Source organism: Saccharopolyspora soli (genome assembly GCF_022678645.1).
Lineage (GTDB): Bacteria > Actinomycetota > Actinomycetes > Mycobacteriales > Pseudonocardiaceae > Saccharopolyspora > Saccharopolyspora soli.
Window position 1 is genome coordinate 78193 of record NZ_JALBWV010000025.1, and the last position, 22315, is coordinate 100507.

Genomic DNA, 22315 nt, shown 5'->3' on the forward strand with positions numbered 1-22315 from the left:
ACGCGAAAGAGGACCTCGACCCCGCAACGGCGGGTGCCAGCCGAGCTCCGGGCCGAGCGTCGTGGCGATGTCGATGAGGATCTGGACGTAGTCGGCTTGCTAGCAGGTGAACGGCAGGGCGAATGCGACCTCGGTGACTTCTCAGGTGGACCACAATCCACATCGGACACTTGAGCGCCGCTCAGCCTACCGCTCCCGGCGTCCAGCGGTAGATCGGATCGGCACCGTTGATCGCCCAGTCGCCGACGCCGCGCGCCTTGTACAGCACCGCGCCGCCGAGCGGGGGCTCGATCGCGGACTGCAATCAAGCCGAAAGCCGTGTCACCAAAAGAAAGCCAATACCACACGTCGCAGATCGAGGTGCCGACGCATGAAGAGCTTCAGCCCTTCCACGCGGCCGACACTGCCAGCCGCAATCCGGCGCTGGCAATGCCACCGAACCAGCGACCACGTGGTGGGATGGCGCCGCGAATCGCCCGACACTCCCAGATCCTGGACAGGGCTGGCCCACCGGGCGGTCTCGGCACATACTCGCCGCCATGCCCCTCCTGGTCGCCCGCTGCCACGTCGCCGTCACGACCTGACCGGACAGCGGACTTCACCGTCCACATGGAACACCGCCAGCCACCAGCCGGGGAAGCCGTGCCGAATCACCAACGACAGCTGCACCTCGGCGATGACCCGTCCCCGCCACCGATCCACCCCTTCGCGGAGGAACGATGAACGCCACTACCGGAACCGTGAACGCGGACGAGTTCGCCGAGGTCCTGGTCCGCATCGGCGAGCGGGCCGCCGAGCACGATCGCGACGGGTCTTTCCCGCATGAGGCGTTCACCGATCTGCACCGAATCGGCGTGCTGAGCCTGACCGTCCCCGCAGCGATGGGTGGTGGAGCGGCGGCCCTGAGCGAAGTCGTTGGCATCGTCCGGTCCGTCGGCGCCGCCGACCCCTCCGTGGCGCTGGTGCTGGCCATGCACCTGCTCGCACACGCCGAACTGGGATCCCCGGACAACCGGTGGCCAACCGAAGTGCGGCGCGAAGTCCAGTCCAGCTCGCTGACCGACGTGGCACTGATCAACGCGCTGCGCGTCGAGCCGGATCTGGGTTCGCCCGCTCGGGGCGGACGCCCGGCGACCGTCGCGCAGCACCGACCCGGCGGTTGGTCGCTGCGTGGCCACAAGATCTACTCGACCGGTATTCCGGGCCTGCGGTGGCTGCTCGTGTGGGCCCGCACCGACGATCCGGAGCCTTCGGTCGGGACGTTCCTGGTGCCCGCCGACAGCCCCGGCTACCGCGTCGAACGCACCTGGGATCACCTCGGCATGCGCGCGACTCGCAGCGACGACGTGATCTTCGAGGATGTCCGCATACCGGACCAGTACGCAGTAGCCGTGGAACCCGCCCACGCGAATCCGGGGCACCACACAGGACTGCTCGCGGCCTGGAATCCGCTGGTGATCAGCGCGGTCTACGACGGGGTCGCCAGGTCCGCGCGCGACTGGCTGATCGGCTACCTCAACGAGCGCACCCCGGCGAACCTCGGCAAACCACTGGCCAGCCTGCCCCGGTTCCAAAGCACCATCGGCCAGATCGAGGCGCTGCTGTTCACCAACAGATCACTGCTGGACTCCGCAGCCCGCGACATCGACCACGGGCGCCGGCTCGACACCGAGGTCGGACTCGTCAAACATACGGTCACCAGCAACGCCATCCGCGCCGTCGAGCTCGGCGTCGCGCTCATCGGCAACCCCGGCCTGTCCCGCCACAACCCGATCGAACGCCACTACCGCGACGTCCTGTGCAGCCGCATCCACACCCCGCAGGACGACACGATCCTCACCACGACCGGATCCGCGGCCCTGGGCGCGGCGCGTCCTCATCCTTGAGCGCCACCATCAAACCCCGGCGCACCAGACGAGCCGAGGTGATTGGGGTTGCCGACGCCGAGTTCGAGGTAGCGGGTGCGCCTGCTCCACGGCCCGACATCGGGAGTGTCCGTCAGGATGTCGTGCCACGGTTCGCGGTCCGGACGAGCCGCCTCGTCGGGCGGCGGCAGCGGATACGTGGGCTGGTCCGCCCACAATCGCACCCATGACTGCTTGTCCCCCGCGGGGTCCCGAACGACACGCCACGCGCTGGGGTTGAGCACGTCGAACAAGCTGACCACCGTGACCCAGCGGAAGATCGCGGCCTCCGGGTCTTCGCGGTCGGCTATGGAAGTGACGGCCGCCCACAGCATTTCCACGACGCCCAGCGCCGGTCGGAACGTGTACGCGAATCGTTGGACCCTGATGGAGGCGACACGCGGCAGTCGCGTCTCGCTGAGCGAATGAACCTTCCCAGGACTCTTGGCACACATCAGTGTCTGGCGCAGGCCACGGTAGTTGGGCTCGCTGTAGAGCGTGACGCCGAGGCGTTCCTCCCGGTGGAGCTGATAGCGCTGGTGGAGCCCCGCGCCTGCGATGGCGCCCCCGACGGAGGCGATGCCTGCCAGCACGATCCTGGTTCTGCGCTTCACCACGGCACCTCACTTCGGGTACGACGGCCCCAATCATGCGCTGCGGCCAGTCCAGCGATCCACTGCGTACTGGCCGCTAATTGCCAACGGCGGCATCGCCTGCCGCTTGTCGATGCGCCCGCGAGAGCTTGTCACGTCCGTCACGTTCCAACCATAACTTACCATTTGGTTTTCTAGACTGAACCATATAGTTCAATTCGAAAGCAGGCGGGAGATACTCCAGTGATCGTCAACATCCTGCGGTTCAGCTTCAAGGACGAGACGGCGGACGAGGTGAAGGCCGAGGTGTTGGCAGCGATGCGACGCACCGCGTCGGTCGAGTCGGTGTCCTTCTCCACCGTCGGACAGGACCTCGGCGACCCGACCGACGGCTACACCCACGCCTACCTCGCGGGAGTGGAGGACCTGGCAGCGCTGGAGCGGTACTTCTACGACCCGGTGCACCTCGACGGCGACTTCTTGATCCTGCCGCACCTCGCGCGGCTGTCGGCCGTGCGCCTGTCCGACGACCCGGACCCCGAACTCGGCGCGCAGATCTTCGCCATGTTCCAGCGGAAAGTCGCGACATATCCCGAGTGGGCACAACTGCTCGACGCGATCCCCGACGTGCGGGTCTCGGCCGACCGCTGAATGCCCAAAGGCACGTGTCAGCACGGTGATTCTTCCACGACCACTGGGTGTTTTCGGCCATGCACCCGCGAGAACGCCGTCGCACGGCCATCGGTTGCCACACCGTCCTCGCGCAATGTTCGCCCCAGGGCGGGGTTCACAGCTCGAAGAGCAGGCCGCCGTAGTACCACCCGGTGCCGACCGCCGTTGACAGGACCAGATCGCCAGGCTGGAGATCGCCGGACCGGGTCAGCTCGGACAAGGTGCTCGGGACACAGGAGGCGTTGAAGTTGCCGCGCTGCGGATAGTTGGTGCGCAGTTTGCCCGAGTGCTCACCGAGACTGCTGCGGATGCCGTCGATGATCGCACCGTTGCCGGGGTGCGACACCAGCCAATCCACGTCCTCCAGGCTGACGCTGTTGCGCTTCAGCAGCATCTCGGTCGTTTCGTTGTTCGACTCGATGGCCGACTCGATGAGCTCGGGCCGCGGGCGGATCCAGCCCTCCGGGAAAGTCACGTCGACGAGCTCCGATCGTGCCGAGTCGCTGCTGAGCACCGAGTCGCGCAAGCCTCCCGCGGCCCCGGCATCCTTGCTCAGCACCGCCGCACCGGAACCGTCCGCGAAGACCAGTTGCCCCTTCGAGCCAGGACGGGCATGGCGCGATGCGTGGTCGGCCGCCACCACGACCGCGTGCGTCCAATCCGGACGCGACGCCAGCATCGCCGCGGCGATCTGGCTCGCGTGCACGAAGCCAGCGCACGCGGTGCACACGTCGAAGGCGAGCGCCTGCGGCGCGCCGATGGCCGCGCTGATCACCGGAGCCGTCTCGGGGATCCAGTTCCAATCCGTCCAGTTCGTCAGGATCAGCAGGTCCACCTCGCCTGGACCGACTTCGGCCGCGGCCAGGGCATCCAGCGAAGACCGGGCCGCCATGTACGTGATGGTCTCGTCCTGCTCGGCCACGTGCAGGCTGCGAACGCCGAGCTAGCGTGTCGTACCCACCCGTTCGCACCTGGTCGGCTACGGCCCTGGCGCCGAGTACGATCAACCGCTCCTGCTTCGTCGGCGGTCCCTGTGCGGCTCCTGGAACGGGCGCAGCGCGAACCGCATCGGGCCGGTGCTCCAGTTCGGCGCGACGACTGGCGCCGAGCCGCTTGAGGTAGCCGTCGTGGCTTGCGACGTCGACCACCCAGTCCTGGTGCCAGTCGCGGCCCCGCTCCGCGCCCCAACAACTGTCCACTATGTACTCGACGAACTCGTAATCGTCGAGGTAGTCGGTAATTCCCGCCACGTCGGCGGTGCGCAGCGACTGCGGATGCGCGCCGAACGGCGCCTCGCACACGCCGAGCACGCGCTGCCCTGGGATCAGCACGTTCGGCCCGCCGCTCCACCCCGACGAGGTGACGACCGGGGCGGGTTCGGCGGGCGTGGTGGCCCAGTACGCGCACGGGCCGATCTTCGAGAACTGCCCACGGGTGATCGGCCAGCGGTCCCGCTCCTGTTGGAACGCCTGGTGGTTGGCCATCGGATCCCGCTCCCAACCGGCGTCGCCGCAGCGGATCGCGTAGTAGGCCGAGACGGCTTGTTGGAGGCTCTGGCCGCCCGCCAATCCCCCGTCACCGGACCCCGAGTCCGCCCCGAGCCGTCGCAACAGCTCGTCCTCGGTAAGCGCTCCCGGCACTTTCGCGAGGTAGCCGAACGGCATCCGGACGTCCCCGACGAAGACGGCACCGTCCGGGGTGAGCAGCCGCAAGCATCCGGCCAGCACGTCGCTCAGGTAGTCCGCGTCCGGGAAGTACTGCACGACGGAGTTGAGCACGACGACGTCGAAGCGCTCGGAGCCGAACTCCTCGAAGTTCACGGCATCCGCGCGGACCAAGCGCGTTCGCGCGGCGATCTCCGGCTCGTCGGCGAGGCGCTCGCGCAGCCCTTCGATCGCAGCCTCGGAAACGTCCGTACCGCAGTACATCTCGACCTGCGGCGCGATCTTCGCGAGCAGCAACCCGTTGCCGACCCCGATCTCCAGCACCAGCTTCGGGCGCAGGCCGAGGATCCGCGCGACGGTCGTCTCCTGCCACTCCCGCATGTCCCGTTCCGGAATCGGTTCGCCGTCGTAGCTGCTGTGCCAACCGGCGAAGTCCGCGCCGAACTGGCCACCGGGTTGCTGGTAGAGGCTGTCGTAGAAGCTCTGCCACGTGCCGACGACCTCATCAGCCGAACCGCTCGCGACCGCCGCGCTGCCGTTCTCCGGCACCACGTGCGCGACCAGGCGGCGGCGCGCTGCGTCCTCCCCGGCGACGGTCACGACCGCGAGCCGCACGTCCGGGTGGGCCGCGAGCGCGGCCTCCACCTCGCCCAGCTCGATCCGGTTGCCGTGCACCTTCACCTGCCGGTCGGCCCGGCCGACGAAGACCAGATCGCCGGATTCCGCCCGGCGCACCAGGTCCCCGGTCCGGTACAGGCGCTTGCCGGGAACGTGCGGATCGGCGACGAACCGGTGCGCGGTGCGCACTGGTTCACCGAGGTATCCGCGGGCGAGTTGCACGCCGCCGATGTACAGCTCGCCGACCTTGCCGTCGGCGACGTGCCGCAGCGCATCGTCGAGCACGTGCAGGTCGGTGTTGTCGATCGGCTTGCCGATCGGTACTTCCCCGTTCGCCGGGGACCGGCACGACCAAGCGCTGACGTCGACCGCTGCCTCGGTCGGGCCGTAAAGGTTGTGCAGCCCAGCGGTCAGCTTCCCGGTGAACTCATCGACGAGGTCGGACGTCAACTCCTCACCGCTGGCGATGACGCAGCGAGCAGCGCATCCGCGACCGAGACCACCGGACAGCTCAGTGCGAGACCGGCTGGCGGCTCTCCCGAGGCGGTGACGACAGCAGCGGGCCTGGCCTGCGCGAGCACCCGGCTGATCCGCTGCGGCGGGTGGTCGGGATCGATCGGCACGTAGGCGGCACCGGCGTGCACCAGCAGGTAACCGGTCATCACCCATTGCAGAATGTTCAGGCTGGCATTGAAATCGCCGCCGATTGCGGGGTTGGCCACGACCACCGCGGTGCCGTCCAACTGCACCATCATGATGCCGATCCCAACGGGGACCAGGCTCAACCACGGTCGTCTTGCCGCTTCCCCAGTGGTCGCCGACGGCGGGCTGCCGGACTCCGGCCCACGGTCCACATCTTTGGTTGATCCGCTCGATTCATCCGTGCCGAATTCCCGTTGCGAGGAAACCACTTGGCTGCCCGGCGCCGTCCGCTCCGCTCGGCGATCGTCGGGACCGCCGAGTCGTCGGGGTCGCTCAAGCGCACCTCGACAAGGTATCGATGCGATCGCCCGAGCGTGGGCAGAAGTCCCCAACCGCCAAGGCGTTGTTCGTCGTGCCGACCGGCGATGAGATTCGGCTACCCCAGTTTTCATCCCGGATGCGGCGATCGCCGCGGTCACGCGGGGCGGCCCAGCCCCCGAAGGTCTTCAGCCAGTACTGGGCATACCCGCTGATCCTCGACGATTACCTGCTCTGGCGGCGCTATTTCGTCGACTTCGTGCTGAAGCTCGCCGAACCGGAGCCGTCGTCAGCGCACCGCAGCGTTTTGGCCCACGCACAACCAACACAGCGTCAGCAACATCGGGGAATGTCCGCGCTGTGTCGTTGTTCGGGCATCGCAGGATCGGAAATCAGGTGGGCGGCGGGCGATGGCAAACCGTTCGTTGGCTCGGCTGGCGGTGGCTGGCTTTACCATTGGTGCGTGCGCAGTGGTCAACTGGTAGCGGACCGTTACCGACTGGAGGAGTTGATCGGGTCTGGCGGTATGGGGGTGGTGTGGCGGGCCGTCGATACCGAGCTCGGCCGGGTGGTCGCGGTCAAGCACGCCAGTCCAGGTCAGGGCAGACGGGGTGCCGAGTGGTTGCGTCGCGAGGCCAAGAATGCCGCTCGGGTGCATCATCCGAATGCGGTGACGTTGTTCGACGCGGTTCGCGAGGACGCGGATTGTTGGTTGGTCATGGAGTACGTGCCAGCGGAAAGCCTGGCCACGACCCTGGACCGGAATGGGCCGCTGGACCCCCGATCGGCGGCCCGGATCGCCGCGCAGATCGCCGCGGCGCTGGCGGCGATGCACGCCAGCGGAATCGTGCACCGCGATGTAAAGCCGGGCAATGTTCTGGTGACCGAGCACGGCCTGGCCAAGCTGACCGACTTCGGGATCTCCCGTTGGACCGAGGAAACCCTGACCCACACCGGTCCGGAACCTGGAACGCCAGCCTATCGGGCTCCGGAGGTGGCCAGCGGACGGCCAGCGACCTCGGCGTCGGATGTCTATTCGCTGGGGGCCACGCTGTTCGCCATTGTCGAGGGGAAACCGCCGCACGGTGGCGAGTTGGTGTCTGGGACTCCGCTCGTTGAGGTGCCGATGACCGGCCGGGTGGCGTCGTTGGGTGCTGTGTTGGGTGAATTGGTTGCGCTGGATCCGGCGCGGCGGCCGACCGCCGCGGCAGCGCTGACGATGCTCGGCGCGTTCGCCGATGGCACCGCGGTTCCGATGTCCGACCCCGCACCGGCATCGCGCGAACCGCCCGCTCCCGTCCCGATCGTCATCGACCCCGCACCGGCCGGGAGGACGGGGGCAGCCGTGGTACCCCGGCAGTTGCCCGCCGCTCCGAGGCTGTTCGTTGGCCGCCGTGACGAGCTGGACCGCCTGGACGCCACCCTGCACGACGCCTCGGACACGGCGGCCGTGGTGGTGATCTCGGCCATTGCCGGTGCGGGCGGGATCGGCAAGACCTGGCTGGCATTGCACTGGGCCCACCAGCATGCCGACCAGTTTCCCGACGGACAGCTGTACGTGAACTTGCGCGGGTTCGATCCGACCGGGCAGCCGATGTCGTCGGCGGTGGCGGTGCGCGGGTTTCTCGACGGGTTGGGTGTCGATCCCGCTGCCATCCCCGCGGATCCGGATGCCCAGGTCGGGCTGTATCGCAGCCTGGTCGCCGGTCGACGGATGCTGATCATGGTGGACAACGCCGCCGACACCACCCAGGTGGTCCCGCTGTTGCCGGGCAGCTCGTCGAGCACCGTGCTGGTGACCAGCCGCCGCCATCTCACCGGTCTGGTCACCACGCACGGCGCGGGCTTGCTGGATCTGGAAGTGCTCCCGGACGGCGACGCCCGAGACCTGTTGGCCCGCCATCTCGGTCCGGATCGGCTCGCTGCCGAGCCCGAGGCGGTGGACGAGATCCTGGGTTACTGCGCGGGGCTGCCGCTGGCGATCAGCATCGTGGCCGCCCGTGTGGCCACCCACCCCGACCTTCCGCTGGCAGCGCTGGCCGAGGAGTTGCGCGACCGCACCGCCCGCCTGGATGCCTTGGATGCAGGCGAGTTGGCCGCCAACCTGCGGGCGGTGTTCGCCTGCTCCCACCACGCCCTCGACTCCACCACCGCCGCGGTGTTCGGGCTGCTCGGGCTCGCGCTGGGCCCGGACATCAACCTGTCGGCCGCCGCGAGCCTCACCGCCTTGTCCGCCAAGGAAGTTCGGACGGTGCTGCAGACCCTGGAAAGTGCCCATCTCGCCCAGCAGCACCTGCCCGGCCGCTACCGCATGCATGACCTCGTCCGCCTCTACGCGACCGATACCGCCGAGCGCGACTTGGCCGAGGAGGTTCGGGAGGCGGCGCTGCGGCGGCTGGTCGATCACTACCTGCACACCGCGTTCGCCAGCGACCAGTTGCTCGAACCGCTCCGCCCCGCCATCGCGTTGGACCCACCCGTGCCCGGTAGCCACCCCGATCGGCTGGCCGACTCGACCACCGCGCTGGCGTGGTTCGAGACCGAGCATCCCCACCTGCTGGCCAGCCAGCAGGCCGCGGTCGAGCGCGGATGGCACACCGTGGTGTGGCAGCTGGCTTGGACTTTGAACACCTTCCACTTCCGGCGTGGCCACCGGCACGACGAGATGGCCGTGTGGCAGGCCGGGATGGCCGCCGCCGCGCACCTGCCCGATCCCACCGCTCGCATCGCTGCCCACAAATACCTCGGCTACGCCTGCTCGACGCTGGCGCGCCACGAGGAGGCGACCGAACACTTCCAGCAGGGCCTCGCCCTAGCCGAACAGACCGAGGATCTCCTCGGCCAGGCCCACGCCCACCATGCGCTCGCGGCGGCGTGGGCACGGAGCGGGGAGGACCGGCAGGCGCTGGAGCACTCCACCCGCGCCCTGCGCCTGTACCAGGCGCTGGACATGGACTCGCAGGAAGCCCGTGCTCTGAACGCGGTGGGTTGGTTTTCCGCCCACCTGGGGCTGTACGACCAGGCCCGCTCGCACTGCCAAGCTGCGCTGGAGTTGTGCCGCCGCCACCACGACCGCGAAGGGGAGGCGCACACGCTGGACAGCCTGGGCTTCCTCGCCCACCGCACCGGTCAGCACACCGAGGCCGTGGGCCACTACCAGCAGGCCCTCACGCTGTTGCGCGACGTCGGCAACACCTACCAAGAGCCCGGGACGCTTGACAAGCTCGGACATTCGCACGCCGCCCTCGGCCAACACGACCAAGCCCGCGCGGTATGGCAACAAGCGCTGGAGCTGTACCACGACCAAGGACGCCACGACGACGCCGACCGCGTCCAACGACAACGGGACGCCCTCGACCACCCGGACACGACCAGCGACTCCACCGGTATCAGCTAGCGACCGCACATCCCGGAATCAATCCGGGTTGTTGAACGTTGAACCAGGCGTGAAGAAGATCGGGTTCCTGTCCTTCGGGCACTGGTCGCCGTCGCCGCACTCGCAGACGCGCTCCGCGGCGGACTCCCTGCTCCAGGCGATCGACCTCGCGGTCGCCGCGGAGGAACTGGGCGCCGACGGCGCCTACTTCCGCGTGCACCACTTCGCGCGGCAACTCGCCTCGCCGTTCCCGCTGCTCGCGGCCATCGCCGCGCGCACCAGTCGGATCGAGATCGGCACCGGCGTGATCGACATGCGCTACGAGAACCCGCTGTACATGGCCGAAGACGCGGGCGCCGCGGACCTGATCTCCGGCGGTCGTCTCCAGCTCGGCATCAGCCGGGGCTCGCCGGAGCAGGTGATCGACGGCTGGCGGTACTTCGGCTACCAGCTCCCGGAAGGCGAAACCGACGCCGACATGGCCCGCGCACACACCGAGTTGCTGCTCGACGTGCTCAAGGGCGAAGGATTCGCCCAGCCCAACCCTCGGCCGATGTTCGCAAACCCGCCGGGGCTGCTGCGGGTCGAGCCGCACTCCGACGGGCTGCGGGACCGGATCTGGTGGGGATCCAGCTCCAATGCGACCGCGGCCTGGGCCGCCAAGCTCGGCATGAACCTGCAGAGCTCGACGCTCAAAGACGACGAGAGCGGCGAACCGCTGCACGTCCAGCAACGCAAGCAGATCGAGGCATACCGCGAAGCGTGGCGCGCCGAAGGCCACGAACGCGAGCCCAGGGTATCGGTCAGCCGCAGCATCTTCGCGCTGGTCGACGACCGGGACCGCGCCTACTTCGGGCAGGACCGCGACTCCGAAGACCAGATCGGCTACATCGACGCCAACACCCGCGCCATCTTCGGCCGGTCCTACGCCGCCGAACCCGACGTGCTCGCCAAGCAACTCGCCGACGACGAAGCGATCGCCGCCGCCGACACCCTCCTGCTCACCGTGCCCAACCAACTCGGAGTCGACTACAACGCACATGTGATCGACAGCATCCTGACCCACGTCGCCCCGGAACTCGGCTGGCGCTGACACCCGAACCCGCGCGGGACGGCAGCGTCGAGCCTCGCTCCTCGTCGGCCCGTCGACGGGCGATCCCGACCTCCATCTCAGACGACGAGCTTGCTTCTGCTGACGACCAGCAGCACGACGGCCCGGCCAGCTACTGGCGGGCCGTTTCGAGGTCCCGAGTCCACTCGAAATCCGTTCAGTGCGCTTTCGAGCCTCGCCGGGGAAACGATCAGCGGGCGAGGGTTTGGCGAATGGTGTCCACGACCGTGCGGCGGTGCGGGACGAGGTAGAAGTGGTCTCCTGGCAGGACCACTGCGCTGTAGCGGCCCTGGGTCAGGTGCCGCCAACCCTGCACTTCGGACAATGTCGTCTCGGTGTCTTCTTCGGCGCAGAGAGCAGTGATCGGGCAGTCGAGCAGCGGCCGAGTTTCGATCGGGCGGTAGGTTTCGTTGACCCGGTAGTCCGCGCGGACCGCGGGCAGCAGCAGGTCTCGCACCTCCGGATGTGCCAGCACGTCTTCGTGGCCGGGAATGAGCCGGACGAGTTCGGCGCACAGCTCGTCGTCCGATCGCTGGTGGAAGTCGTCGACGTGGTGGTGTTGCGGGGGTTCCTTCGCGGAGACGAACAGGTGGAACGGTTCTCTGCCGAGTTCTCGGCGCAACACCTGCGCGATCTCGTACGCGACCAGGGCACCCAGACTGTGTCCGAATAGGACGAACGGGCGGTCGAGCTGGCCGCGGATGCTCGTGATGATGTCTTCGACCAGTTCCGACATCTCCCCGCAGGGCGGCACGTCCCAGCGGTCTTCGCGTCCCGAGTACTGGATCGCGCAGACCTCGATGTCCGGTGGCAGCAACGACGACCACGCCCGGAAGAAGCTCGCTGCTCCCCCCGCGTGCGGCAGGCAGAACAGCCGCAGGCGGGCCGTCGGCTTCGGCTCGTAGCAACGCAACGCCGACCCAGGCCGCTCCAAACCCGACCTCCCGCAAGCACAATCCGTCACCGTCGATCACAAGTCGTGTTCGACCTTGACATGACCGTAACCCATCCCGACATAATTGAAAACGATTGTCGTTTTACTTGTTCCGCGGATAGCCGTCCACGACTGGGAAAACGGCTTCGTTCCCACTCCCCGAAGGAGGACCATGAGCGCGACCCCGACGGGATCGCCGGTCGACCTCGATGATGTGGCCGCCGCCCTGGCCGAGGTGCTGGACATCCCGGCCACCGCGATCGAGACCGATACGCCTCTCACCGAGCTGGGTCTGGAATCGTTCACCGCCGTCCGGCTGCGGCGTCGGCTTCGGGAGGACTTCGGCCTCGATCTGCCGCTGCCCGCGTTCCTCGGCGCGGCAACGGTGCGTTCGATCGCCGACGGCGTCGCCGTTCCCGACGAGGACGGCGGGTCGTTCCCGCTCACGCCCATCCAGTCGGCTTATTGGGTGGGCCGGGACCCGGCGTTTCCGCTCGGCGGGGTCGCGACCTTCTTCTACCGGGAGTACGACCGCATCCCACCGGCGGACCCGGTATCGGACCTCGAAAGCCTGACCACCGCGTGGAACGAGCTGATCCACCGGCACCCGATGCTGCGCATGGTCGTCGGCGGGGATGCGCACCAGCGTGTGCTGGAAACGGTGCCCCGCTACGAAATCCCCGTCACCGACCTGCGGAACACCAGCTCGGCGGCGGCCGAGCGAACCGCCGCCGAGCTGCGCCGTGGTTGGTCGCACCAAGTCCGGCCAACCGATGCGTGGCCGTTGTTCGACATCCAGGCGATCCTGCTGCCCGATGGCCGAACCCGCTTGTGCATGGGGATCGACGTGCTCGCGCTCGACTTCGCCGGGTGGATGCAGTTGCTGGCCGAATGGGGCGCACTGGCCGAAGACCCCTCGGCCGCGCTGCCGACACCGCGCACGACGTTCGCCGATGTCATTCGGCAGCGCGAAACGGACCCCGGGGAAAAGCACCGGCGCGAGCGCGATCTCGCGTACTGGGCGGAGCGCGCCACCGCGCTGCCGCCGGGCCCAATCCTGCCGTTGACCTGCGAGATCGACCAGGTGCGCAACCATCGATTCACCAGGACGTCGACGGAGTTGCGGCCTGCGGAATGGGCGGCGCTGCGCGACCGCGCGGCTGATCACGGCCTCAGCCCGACCGGATTGTTGCTCGCGGCGTTCGGCCTCACGCTGACCCGTTGGGGCTCGACCGAGCCGTTCTGCCTCAACACCACGCTGTTCGACCGCCCCGACGACCCGGCGTTCGATTCGCTCGTCGGCGACTTCACCTCGACCGTGCTCGTCGAGATGCCGGAGCTCGATCCCTTGCGGTGGCGAGGTTTCGCCGACTACGCGGCCCGTGCGAACCGGCAGTTCTGGGCCGATCTGGACCATCGGTCGGTCTCCGGTATGGAGGCTGGACGAACTGCCGCTGGCGAACCCGCGACCACTCCGAAGTATCCCGTCGTCTTCACCAGTGGGTTGGGTCTCTCCGATGGCGACGCGGACCCGGCGGCGTGGCTCGGCGAGGAGGTCTTCGGCATCTCCCAGACCCCGCAAGTGCTGCTGGACCACATCGTCTACGCCGAAGGTGGCGCGCTGAAGCTCTGCTGCGATTCGGTGGAAGGTGCCTTCCCAACCGGCTTCGTCACCGGGATGCTCGACGCCCACAGCCGGTTGCTGCGCCGCCTGGCCGAGGACGCCGGTGCGTGGACCGACACCGCTTTGGGCTGGGATCCGTCCTTCCTGCCGGAAGAACCGCTTGATCGCACGCCGTTCGGCCCGGTCGGTCCGCTGCTCGACGATCCGCTGCGCGCGGCCGCGGAGCGACGTCCGGACGGGCCAGCGCTGCTCGGCGCCGCGAATTCGGTCAGCCACAAGGAACTCGCGTCCCGGTCCGCGCAGACCGCCGCGGTGCTCGCCAGCGCCGGTGTCGGTCCAGGCGACCTCGTCGCGGTCGCCGTCGAGAAGGGCGTGACGCAGACCATCGCGGTCCTCGGTGTGTGCACCAGCGGAGCGGGATACGTGCCGGTGGAACCGTCCTGGCCGCCGAACCGGATCGCGTCGGTCTGCGCCCAAGCCAGCATCCGGCACGCCGTGGTGGGTCCGGACTCGGAGGGCGAGTGGCCCGACGACATCACGGTGCACCGGTTGCAGCTGGACGGCACGATCCCCGGCGAGGTGGCGGAAGCTGCTGGGCTGCGGCGGCCGGAGCCGGAGGACCTGGCGTACGTCATCTTCACGTCGGGTTCCACCGGGCGCCCGAAGGGCGTCGCGATCGAGCACCGGGCCGCCCGCACCACCATCGACGATCTGGTCGACCGCTTCCCGATCGGCGCCGACGATCGGATGCTGGCGCTGTCGGCGTTCAGCTTCGACCTGTCCGTCCACGACATCTTCGCCGTGCTGGGGGTCGGCGGGGCGCTGGTGGTCCCCGACGCGGCACGGCAGCGCGATCCGGGCCACTGGCTGGAACTGATGCGCAAGCATCGCGTCACGGTGTGGAACACGGCCCCGGCGCTGATGGAAATGCTGGTGGAGTACGCCGAAGTCGACCCCGCACTGGCGCGCGAGGCGTTCGCCCCGCTGCGGTTGGTGTTCCTGTCTGCGGACTGGATCCCGGTCACGCTGCCGGACCGGGTGCGGGCACTGGCGCCGGACGCGCAGGTCGTCAGCCTCGGCGGCGCGACCGAAGCATCGATCTGGTCGATCTGCCATCCCATCGACGCCGTCGATCCCGGCTGGCGCAGCATTCCCTACGGTCGCCCGCTGCGGGGGCAGGTGTTCCACATCCTCGACGAGCACGGCCGCCCGCAGCCGGTCGGCGAACCTGGCGAACTGCACATCGGCGGCGACGGGCTGGCACGCGGCTACGTCGCGGATCCCGAGCAGACCGCCGACCGGTTCGTCACGCACCCGCGGCTGGGCGTTCGGCTCTACCGCACCGGTGACCTGGGGCGCTGGCGGCACGACGGGACCATCGAGTTCCTCGGGCGGTTGGACCGGCAGGTCAAGATCCGGGGACATCGGATCGAGCTGGGCGAGGTCGAATCGGTGTTGGACCGGCTACCCGGCATCCGCAAGTCGGTGGCGTCGTCGGTGCCGGGCCCGGACGACCGGCCCCGCCTGGTGGCCTACGTCGTCCGGCACGGCGGCTCGGCGATGACGGACGAGGATATGCGCACCCGGCTGCGGGAGAACGTTCCCGAGTACATGGTCCCCAGCCGCTTCGTCACCATGCCCGAATTCCCGGTCACCGCCAACGGGAAGATCGACTACAAGGCGTTGACCAATCCATACCAGCGCGCTGCCGCCAACGAGGTCCCAGACGCCCCGCCAGCGGAAGAGTCCTCCGACGCGACCGGTTCGGCAGGCCCGATCGGCAGCCCGCTCGACTCGAACGGCGGGCTCGACTTCGACGCGGCGCTGAACGACGCCGCCACCGGTGGTCTCGACTTCGCGATCACCCTCTCCACCGGTGCCTTGTCCCCTGCCGATGCGCTGATCGCAGCCGGGGATTGCAGCCGACGCCTCTTGTCGGCAGCCGAGGCAGCCGGTCTGCGCTCGACCGAGCGGTTGCGGGACGGCGCCTTGATCGAACTCACCTTCAGCCGGGATCCGAGTTCGCCCGCACAACCCAGCACACCGCCTCCAACTGCCTCGCCGTCTCCTACGCCACGCCCCGCTGCGTCGTCGACGCAGGTTGTCGAAGCCGCTATCCGAAAAGTGTTCCGCGAGTTGTTGCACGACGAAGTGGACGCTGCGACGCCGTTCTTCCAGCTTGGTGCCACGTCGCTCACGCTCGTCCAAGCGCAGCGCAGGCTCAGCGCTGAACTCGACCCGAACCTCACCGTGGTCGACTTCCTGGCCAACCCGACAGTGCGGGACCTCGCCGCAGTGATCGCGCAACGCGCGGAACCGGCCGCAGCGCGACCAGCACCGAAGGCGTCGAGCCGCCGCGAGGCCCGCGCCCGTGCCGCGGAGCTGGCCCGATGATCGCGGTGACCGGCTTGGCCTGTCGTTTTCCGGGCGCACCGGATGCCGCGTCGTTCTGGGACATGCTGGTCGCGGGCCGTGATGGACTCACCCGATTCACCCAGGAAGAACTGGCGGCCCGAGGGGTGCCCCGGCGGCTGCGCACCAACCGGGACTACGTGCCCGTCGGTGGTCTGATCTCCGGTCAGGACCTCTTCGACCCGGAGCCGTTCGGCTTGACCGATGCCGAGGCCGCGCTCCTCGATCCGCAACAACGGCTGTTCCTGGAGGTTGCCTGGCAGGCGTTGGAACAGGCCGGGCACGGTTGCGGTCTCGGTGCTGGTTCGGTCGGTGTCTTCGCGGGCGCCGCGCACAGTTCCTACCTGACCAGCAACCTCTCAGACCGGTGGAGTCCGACCGGTGGCGGCGCGGATCCGGTGGGCAGTCTCCAGACCGCGATGGCCACGCACGCCGACTACCTGCCGTTGCAGGTGGCCTACCGGTTGAACCTGACGGGTCCGGCCATCGCCGTGAACAGCACGTGCTCGACCTCGCTGGTGGCTGTGCACACCGCCGCGCAGTCGCTGCTCAACGAGGAATGCGACACCGCCCTGGCCGGTGGCGTCTCGCTGATCGTGCCGCAGGGACACGGCTACCTGCACGTGGCCGACGGCATCTACTCGGTCGACGGCAGGGTGCGGCCGTTCTCGTCCGACGGCAGTGGCATCGTCTACTCGCAGGGCGTGGGCGCCGTCGTGCTTCGGCGGCTCGAGGACGCGTTGGCCGACGGCGATCCGGTGCTGGCTGTGCTGCGAGGTTCGGCCGTCAACAACGACGGCGCGGACAAGGCCGGTTTCACAGCTCCTTCGCTGCGCGGGCAGGCGCGGGTGATCGCCGAGGCGCAGGCGGTCGCCGGGATCGACCCGCGACAGGTCGGCTACGTCGAGGCGCACGGGACGGCGACCCGGCTCGGTGATCCGGTCGAAACGGCCGCGCTGCGCCGGATCTTCGGCGAAGCGGGCCCGGCTTGGTGCGGGCTGGGGTCGGTGAAGGGCAACATCGGCCACGCCAACACGGCGGCGGGCATCGCTGCGTTCATCAAGACAACACTCGGGGTCCAACACCGGCTGTTGCCCGCTTCACCGCACGCCGAGCCGATCAACGACCTGCTGGAGTTGGACGGTTCGCCGTTCGAGGTGGTCACCGGGACGAAACCCTGGGAGGGCCCGGGGTTCGCGGGTGTCAGTTCGTTCGGCATCGGTGGCACGAACTGCCACGCGGTGCTCGGACCTGCGCCGGACCGTCCGGCACCGGGAATGGACCGCCGACCGCAGATCCTGACGGTGTCCGCGCACAGCCGCGCGGCGGTCGAGCACACGGCGGCCGGCATCGCCGCCGCCGAATCCGTGGACGCCGCTGATCTCGCCCACACCTTGCAATCCGGTCGTCCGGCACTTCCCCATCGGATCGCCACCGCCGCGCGCGACGGCGACATCGCGACCGCGCTGCGCGGTGAGACCGCGGTGCGAGCCCTTCCGGCTCGACCACGTGTGGTCTTCGCCTTTCCCGGTGCCGGAAGCCAGTACCCGGGCATGGGTTCGCGGCTCTATGCCGAGGAACCGGTGTTCCGGAATGCCGTGGACGAATGCGCCGAGCTGCTGCATCCGTTGTTGGGCACGGACATCCGCGAGGCCGTCGTCGGCGAGGCAGCGCAGCAACGCGTCCGCGACGCGGCTTTCGGCCTCCCCGCGCTGTTCGCGGTGTCGTTGGCGACCGCCCGATTGCTCGACTCGTGGGGCGTGCGGCCGGAAGTCGTGCTCGGCCACAGCCTCGGCGAGTACACCGCCGCGGTGGTGGCCGGTGGGCTCACCGTGCGGGAGGCAGCCCGGTTGGTCGCGGTCCGCTGCATCGGAGCCTCCCGCGCTGCTGGCGGCGGGAGCATGCTCGCGGTGCAGCTCGGGGAAGCCGCGGTGGTCGGACTGCTCGCGAAGCATCCCCAAGTGGACCTCGCAGCGGTCAACGCACCCGATTCGTGCGTGGTTTCGGGACCACGGGCCGCCATCGACGAACTCGCCGCCCACCTGACCGATCAGGGCAGCGGAGCGACGCAGCTCCGGGTTGACGCCGCGCTGCACTCGCGCCTGGTCGAACCCGCGATGCCCGCGCTCCGGACGGCCGCCAGCGGTTTGCGGTCTCGGCCCCTGGCGGTCCCGATGGTGACAACCGTGACGGGCGCCTATGCGGACGCGGAGCTGGGCACGGCTGACCATTGGGTTCGTCAGTTGCGGACTACCGTGCGGTTCTCCGAGGCGTTGCAGACGGCCGTCGAATCGGATGCCCCGGCGATCGTGTTGCAGGTTGGGCCGGGTAGCGCGCTCGCCGGACTCGCACGGCGCAACGGGCTCTCCGCTCTGCACACCGCATTGACCACGTTCACCGCCGACGAACCGGACGAAGCAGTCGCCGTGCGGGATGCCGTTGGGAAGCTGTGGGCGCACGGACTCGACGTCGACTTCGCCGCGCAGCACACCGAGCAGCGCCGCCGGATCGCCGCTCCTGGGTACGCGTTCCAGCGGCGACGGCTCTGGACCGACCCACCGGAGCAACGCCAGCGGCAGGCGGCTGAGATCGATGCCACCGAGCCGCTGCAAATCCCGCGCTGGCAACAACTTCTGCCCCTCGACCAGTCGATTCCCCTGTCCGGGCGGTGGATGCTCGTCGGCGATGCGGACGACGGGCTGTTCGCGAGCGCCCGGCAGGAGATGGAGACGCTTGGTGCTAGCTGCGTCAGCTTCGACGAGCTCCGCAACGCGGTCGACGTCCCCTTCGCCGGTGTCGTTGTGCTCACCGCTGATGAGGACGCCGAGGCCGGAGTCCTCCGCCACGCCGAACTGGCCAACGCACTCGCCGGACTGGAATCGCTTCCGCCGCTGTTGCTCCAGGTCACACGCGGCGCCGAACAGATCGACGGCCGTGATCTGGCGCACCCGGCCCAAGCGGCGCTCCGCGTGCTTCCACGAGTGCTGGGCCAGGAACTTCGCGGATTGCGGTGGCGCACCGTCGACCTCCCGCACGGCTGCGACGAGACCGCGGCCGTCGTGGCGGAACTCGCCGACCTCGTCGCCACGCCGGGGTCGTCGGGTGACGAAGTGGCCGTGCGCGGCGAGTCCCGGTGGTTGCGGACAGTTGTGCCGTGGCAGCCGAGCCCAGGTGGGACCCCAGCACCCGCCGACGGAATCGCGCTGATCACTGGCGGGCTTGGCGATGTCGGTCTGACGATGGCCGAGCACCTCGCTGGCGCGGGGTATCGGGTGGTGATCACCTCCCGCACCGGTTTGGTCGCCCACCCCGAGCCCCGCAGCGTCGCCGGGCAACGGCTCAAGGCCGTTCGACGGCTCACCGACGCCGGGGCTGAGGTCGAGGTTCGCGCGCTCGATGCCGCGGATGAGCCCGGGACGGCAGCACTTCTCAAGGAATTGGCGCAGCGCGGCCGCCTTGAGATCGTGATCCACGCGGCAGGCGTCGTGGCGAGCACCGGAGCGACTCCGCTGCGCGAAACCACCGCCGAACACGTCTCCGCACATGTCACCGCGAAAGCCACCGGAGCGCTCGCGCTGCGTGCCGCGATCGACCTGCTCCCGGCCGACCGGCGACCTCGCGCGGTCGTGTTGATGTCGTCGGTGACCACGCTTGTCGGCGGCATCGGCATGGGGCCCTACGCGGCGGCCAACGGTTTCCTCGACGGCCTCGCGATGGCTGCTGGCGGCGGCCCCACCCGCTGGGTCAGCGCGGTGTGGGACGGCTGGCGAGTCGGACCGCTGGGCGCCGAACGCACGGTCGCGCTCGACCACGCGCTGGACGCCGACACCGGCATGGCCGCACTGGACCGGATCCTCGCCGGTGCAACGCCGCCGGTGGTGGCGATCGCCGCCACCGGGCTCGCCGACCGGATGGCACGCTCCGCCACGATCACCGAACCCACCGCAGCGGCACCAGGTCAGTTGGCCGATCCCGTGGAACGGGAGATCGCCGCCCTGTGGAGCGAGCTGTTCGGCTCGCCAGTGACCTCAGCCGAAGCTGACTTCTTCCTGCTCGGCGGCCATTCTCTGCTCGCCACCCGGATGCTGGCCGCGATGCGCGAACGCTTCGGCGTCGAACTACGGCTGCGCGATCTGCTGGCCCAACCGACCGTCGCAGCTCTTGCCACCTACATCTCCACCGGCGAACCCGTGCAGCGCGGCCCCGAACCGGACTCGACGGTGGGGATCGTGACTGCGGCGGACGGCACGTTCCCGCTGACCCGTGTGCAGCACGCCTACTGGGTCGGCCGCGACGGCGGCTACCAGTGGGGCGACGTGCCCTGCCACTTCTACCTGGAGTACGACTGCGAAGACCTCGACATCGGCAGGTACGAACGTGCGTGGAACCGGGTGCTGGCCCGCCATCCGATGCTGCGGGCCGTCATCACGGCGCAGGGGCGCACGAAGGTGCTGGACCACGTGCCCACCTACCGCATCCGCGTGCACGACCTGACCGCGTTGCCGGACGACCGGTGTGCGGCTCGGCTGGAGTCGCTGCGCGAGCGCATCAGCAGGCAGCCCGGACCGGCGGATCGCTGGCCGTTGGCGCAGATCCAGGCCGCGCGCCTGCCCGGCGGTCGGGTGCGGTTGTTCATCGGCGTCGACGTCCTGGTCTGCGACGCCGCGAGCTGGTGGGTCATCGACCGCGAACTGCGCCACTTCTACTGCGCACCGGACCAGCCGTTGCCGGAGGTCGGCATCGACTTCGCCTCGTGCGTCGCGGCGCTGGAGCAGCGGCGCCGAGCCCATCGCGGCGAACAAGCCGCGGCCTACTGGCGCGGCAAGCTCGACTCGTTGCCCGGTGCCCCCGCGTTGCCCGTGCACGAATCCGAGGTCCCAGCCCGGTTCGTCCGACATGCCGCGAAGCTGGATCCGGCCACCTGGAGCGCATTGCAGGCCGAAGCAGCGCGCCGCCGGGTGACACCCACCGCTGTCCTGCTGACTGCCTACGCCGAGACGCTGGCGGCCTGGTCCGGTAGCGACCAGTTCGGGATCGTGCTGACCCTGTTCGACCGCCCGGACATCCATCCCCAGGTGTCCGAAGTGGTCGGCGACTTCACCTCGCTCGTGCTGCACGCGGTGGACCACTCCCGGCCAGGCTCGTTCCTCGAACGGGCGCGGGCCGCGCAGGACACCTTGTTCGCCGACCTGGATCACCGGGACTTCTCCGCCCTCGAAGTGCTGGCCGAGCAGTCGTCCCGGCTCGGTCACCGGGTCTCGGTGCCCGTGGTCTTCACCAGTGCGCTGGGCTTGCAGGACGTCATCGGTGCGGAACACGACCCGGAATGGGTCGGCACGCAGGTGGCCGCGCTCAGCCAAACGCCGCAGACGCTGCTGGACCACCAAGCCCTGGAACAGGGCGGACGGCTGCTGCTGCAATGGGACGCCCTGGAACCGGCGCTGGCACCGGACCAGGTCGACCGGGCTTTCGCCGACTACGTGCGACGAGTCGAAGAACTCGCGATCAATCCGTCCACTTGGGACAGCGGAGAGGTCGCCGACGAGGACATCGCGATGCCGGTCCGCCCGAGCGGCGCCGGGCGGACGCTGTTCCTGATGCACCCCTCCGGCGGGGACGTGGTCTGCTACGCCGAGCTGGCCCGCCTGCTCGACGACCGCGTCAACGTCGTCGCACTCACCGATCCGGAGCTGGTCGATGGCAGCGGCGCCGCCGACATCGCCGGAATGGCCGGACGTTTCCTCGACATCGTCCGCCGATCGCAGCCGCACGGCCCGTACCTGCTCGGTGGCTGGTCGATGGGCGGCGACCTCGCGCAGGAAATGGCCCGCCGACTGCACGCACTGGGTGAGCGGACCGAACTGCTGGTGCTGCTCGACTCCAACGACCCGAGCTACATCACGCACATCGCCGGGACCCCGGACGAGGTGGAACTTGCGGTCATCTGGCGTTTCCTGGGCGCGCTGGAAGGATTCGTCGGCGCCGACCTCGGCGCGGGCCCGGACCTGGGCACTTCGGACATCGTCGAGACGATCCGGGAACTCCCGAACGACCGGCGTTGGGACGAGATCGACCGACGGCTGTGTTCGGCCCGGCTGCTCGGACGGCGAGACAGCGCCCGACGGCGGGTCGCGGTCTTCGCCCGGCACCTGCGAGCCCTGGCCGACCACGAACCCGGACGACTGCCCGACGAGACCACCAGAACTCTGCTGATCCGCGCCGATCGCCCGGCACCGCGCAACTCCGGCGTGGGCATGGGCGTCGACGACACCCCACCGGGCCTGGCCGATCTGGGGTGGGGCCGCTACCTCGCCGGGCCGCTGGACGTGATCGGCGTCGACGCCAACCACTACTCGCTGCTGCACCCACCGGCGATGGCGCAGGTGGCCGCGGCGATCAACGAAGCGCTGAAAACGGCGCTGAATCCCCGCTGATCCGAAAAGGACC

Annotated in this window: 11 protein-coding genes and 2 pseudogenes; 6 read left to right on the plus strand and 7 right to left on the minus strand. The window is 69.2% G+C overall.

Going from position 1 to position 22315, the window contains the following annotated elements:
• Positions 1-181: 181 nt before the first annotated feature.
• Positions 182-304 carry a hypothetical protein gene (locus MOQ72_RS44580; protein ID WP_277954375.1) on the minus strand — a complete coding sequence of 41 codons (123 nt, stop codon included), beginning with the start codon at positions 302-304 and terminating at the stop codon, positions 182-184.
• Between the two features lie 415 nt (positions 305-719).
• Between MOQ72_RS44580 and MOQ72_RS20235 the strand changes: the two genes are divergently transcribed.
• Positions 720-1886 (plus strand): acyl-CoA dehydrogenase family protein, encoded by a 1167-nt coding sequence (locus MOQ72_RS20235; RefSeq protein WP_242185458.1) that lies wholly within the window; start codon positions 720-722, stop codon positions 1884-1886.
• On the opposite strand, the gene MOQ72_RS20240 is transcribed toward MOQ72_RS20235, so the two are convergent.
• Positions 1877-2497: a hypothetical protein gene (locus MOQ72_RS20240; RefSeq protein WP_242185459.1), complete on the minus strand. Its 621-nt coding sequence runs from the start codon at positions 2495-2497 to the stop codon at positions 1877-1879. The genes MOQ72_RS20235 and MOQ72_RS20240 overlap by 10 nt on opposite strands.
• A 243-nt stretch (positions 2498-2740) precedes the next feature.
• Between MOQ72_RS20240 and MOQ72_RS20245 the strand changes: the two genes are divergently transcribed.
• Positions 2741-3148, plus strand: coding sequence for a Dabb family protein (locus MOQ72_RS20245; protein ID WP_242185460.1), 408 nt, complete (start codon positions 2741-2743; stop codon positions 3146-3148).
• Between the two features lie 136 nt (positions 3149-3284).
• Here MOQ72_RS20245 and MOQ72_RS20250 read toward each other — a convergent pair whose 3' ends face one another.
• The 4 genes and pseudogenes from MOQ72_RS20250 to MOQ72_RS20260 form a co-directional block, all read right to left on the minus strand.
• Positions 3285-3527: a 3-oxoacyl-[acyl-carrier-protein] synthase III C-terminal domain-containing protein gene (locus MOQ72_RS20250; protein WP_242185461.1), complete on the minus strand. Its 243-nt coding sequence runs from the start codon at positions 3525-3527 to the stop codon at positions 3285-3287.
• A 201-nt stretch (positions 3528-3728) separates the two neighbouring features.
• Positions 3729-4061 (minus strand): annotated as a pseudogene (locus tag MOQ72_RS45660) (hypothetical protein); the annotation flags it as partial.
• A 742-nt stretch (positions 4062-4803) separates the two neighbouring features.
• Positions 4804-5901, minus strand: a pseudogene (locus MOQ72_RS45665) (methyltransferase); the annotation flags it as partial.
• Complete coding sequence (locus MOQ72_RS20260) at positions 5898-6206, minus strand: hypothetical protein (RefSeq protein WP_242185463.1); 309 nt, start codon at positions 6204-6206, stop codon at positions 5898-5900. The gene MOQ72_RS20260 and the pseudogene MOQ72_RS45665, both read right to left, overlap by 4 nt.
• A gap of 668 nt (positions 6207-6874) precedes the next feature.
• Here MOQ72_RS20260 and MOQ72_RS44585 point away from each other — a divergent pair.
• Both MOQ72_RS44585 and MOQ72_RS20275 read left to right on the plus strand, forming a co-directional pair.
• Positions 6875-9808, plus strand: coding sequence for a protein kinase domain-containing protein (locus MOQ72_RS44585; protein ID WP_308197917.1), 2934 nt, complete (start codon positions 6875-6877; stop codon positions 9806-9808).
• A gap of 49 nt (positions 9809-9857) precedes the next feature.
• On the plus strand, positions 9858-10880 hold the full coding sequence (locus tag MOQ72_RS20275) for an LLM class flavin-dependent oxidoreductase (RefSeq protein WP_242185493.1): 1023 nt from the start codon (positions 9858-9860) through the stop codon (positions 10878-10880).
• Between the two features lie 208 nt (positions 10881-11088).
• Here the strand turns inward: MOQ72_RS20275 and MOQ72_RS20280 are convergent, their stop codons facing one another.
• Positions 11089-11832: a thioesterase II family protein gene (locus tag MOQ72_RS20280; protein ID WP_242185464.1), complete on the minus strand. Its 744-nt coding sequence runs from the start codon at positions 11830-11832 to the stop codon at positions 11089-11091.
• A gap of 172 nt (positions 11833-12004) precedes the next feature.
• Here MOQ72_RS20280 and MOQ72_RS20285 point away from each other — a divergent pair, with 172 nt between their 5' ends.
• Both MOQ72_RS20285 and MOQ72_RS20290 read left to right on the plus strand, forming a co-directional pair.
• On the plus strand, positions 12005-15850 hold the full coding sequence (locus MOQ72_RS20285) for a non-ribosomal peptide synthetase (protein WP_242185466.1): 3846 nt from the start codon (positions 12005-12007) through the stop codon (positions 15848-15850).
• On the plus strand, positions 15847-22302 hold the full coding sequence (locus MOQ72_RS20290) for a type I polyketide synthase (protein WP_242185468.1): 6456 nt from the start codon (positions 15847-15849) through the stop codon (positions 22300-22302). Before MOQ72_RS20285 ends, MOQ72_RS20290 begins: the two co-directional genes overlap by 4 nt.
• Positions 22303-22315 lie beyond the last annotated feature (13 nt).

Excerpts from the sequence above, each read along its gene's own strand:
- MOQ72_RS20235 (WP_242185458.1), top strand. The coding sequence starts at position 720 with ATGAACGCCACTACCGGAACCGTGAACGCGGACGAGTTCGCCGAGGTC.
- MOQ72_RS20290 (WP_242185468.1), top strand. The coding sequence starts at position 15,847 with ATGATCGCGGTGACCGGCTTGGCCTGTCGTTTTCCGGGCGCACCGGAT.
- MOQ72_RS20285 (WP_242185466.1), top strand. The coding sequence starts at position 12,005 with ATGAGCGCGACCCCGACGGGATCGCCGGTCGACCTCGATGATGTGGCC.
- MOQ72_RS20260 (WP_242185463.1), bottom strand. The coding sequence starts at position 6,206 with ATGATGGTGCAGTTGGACGGCACCGCGGTGGTCGTGGCCAACCCCGCA.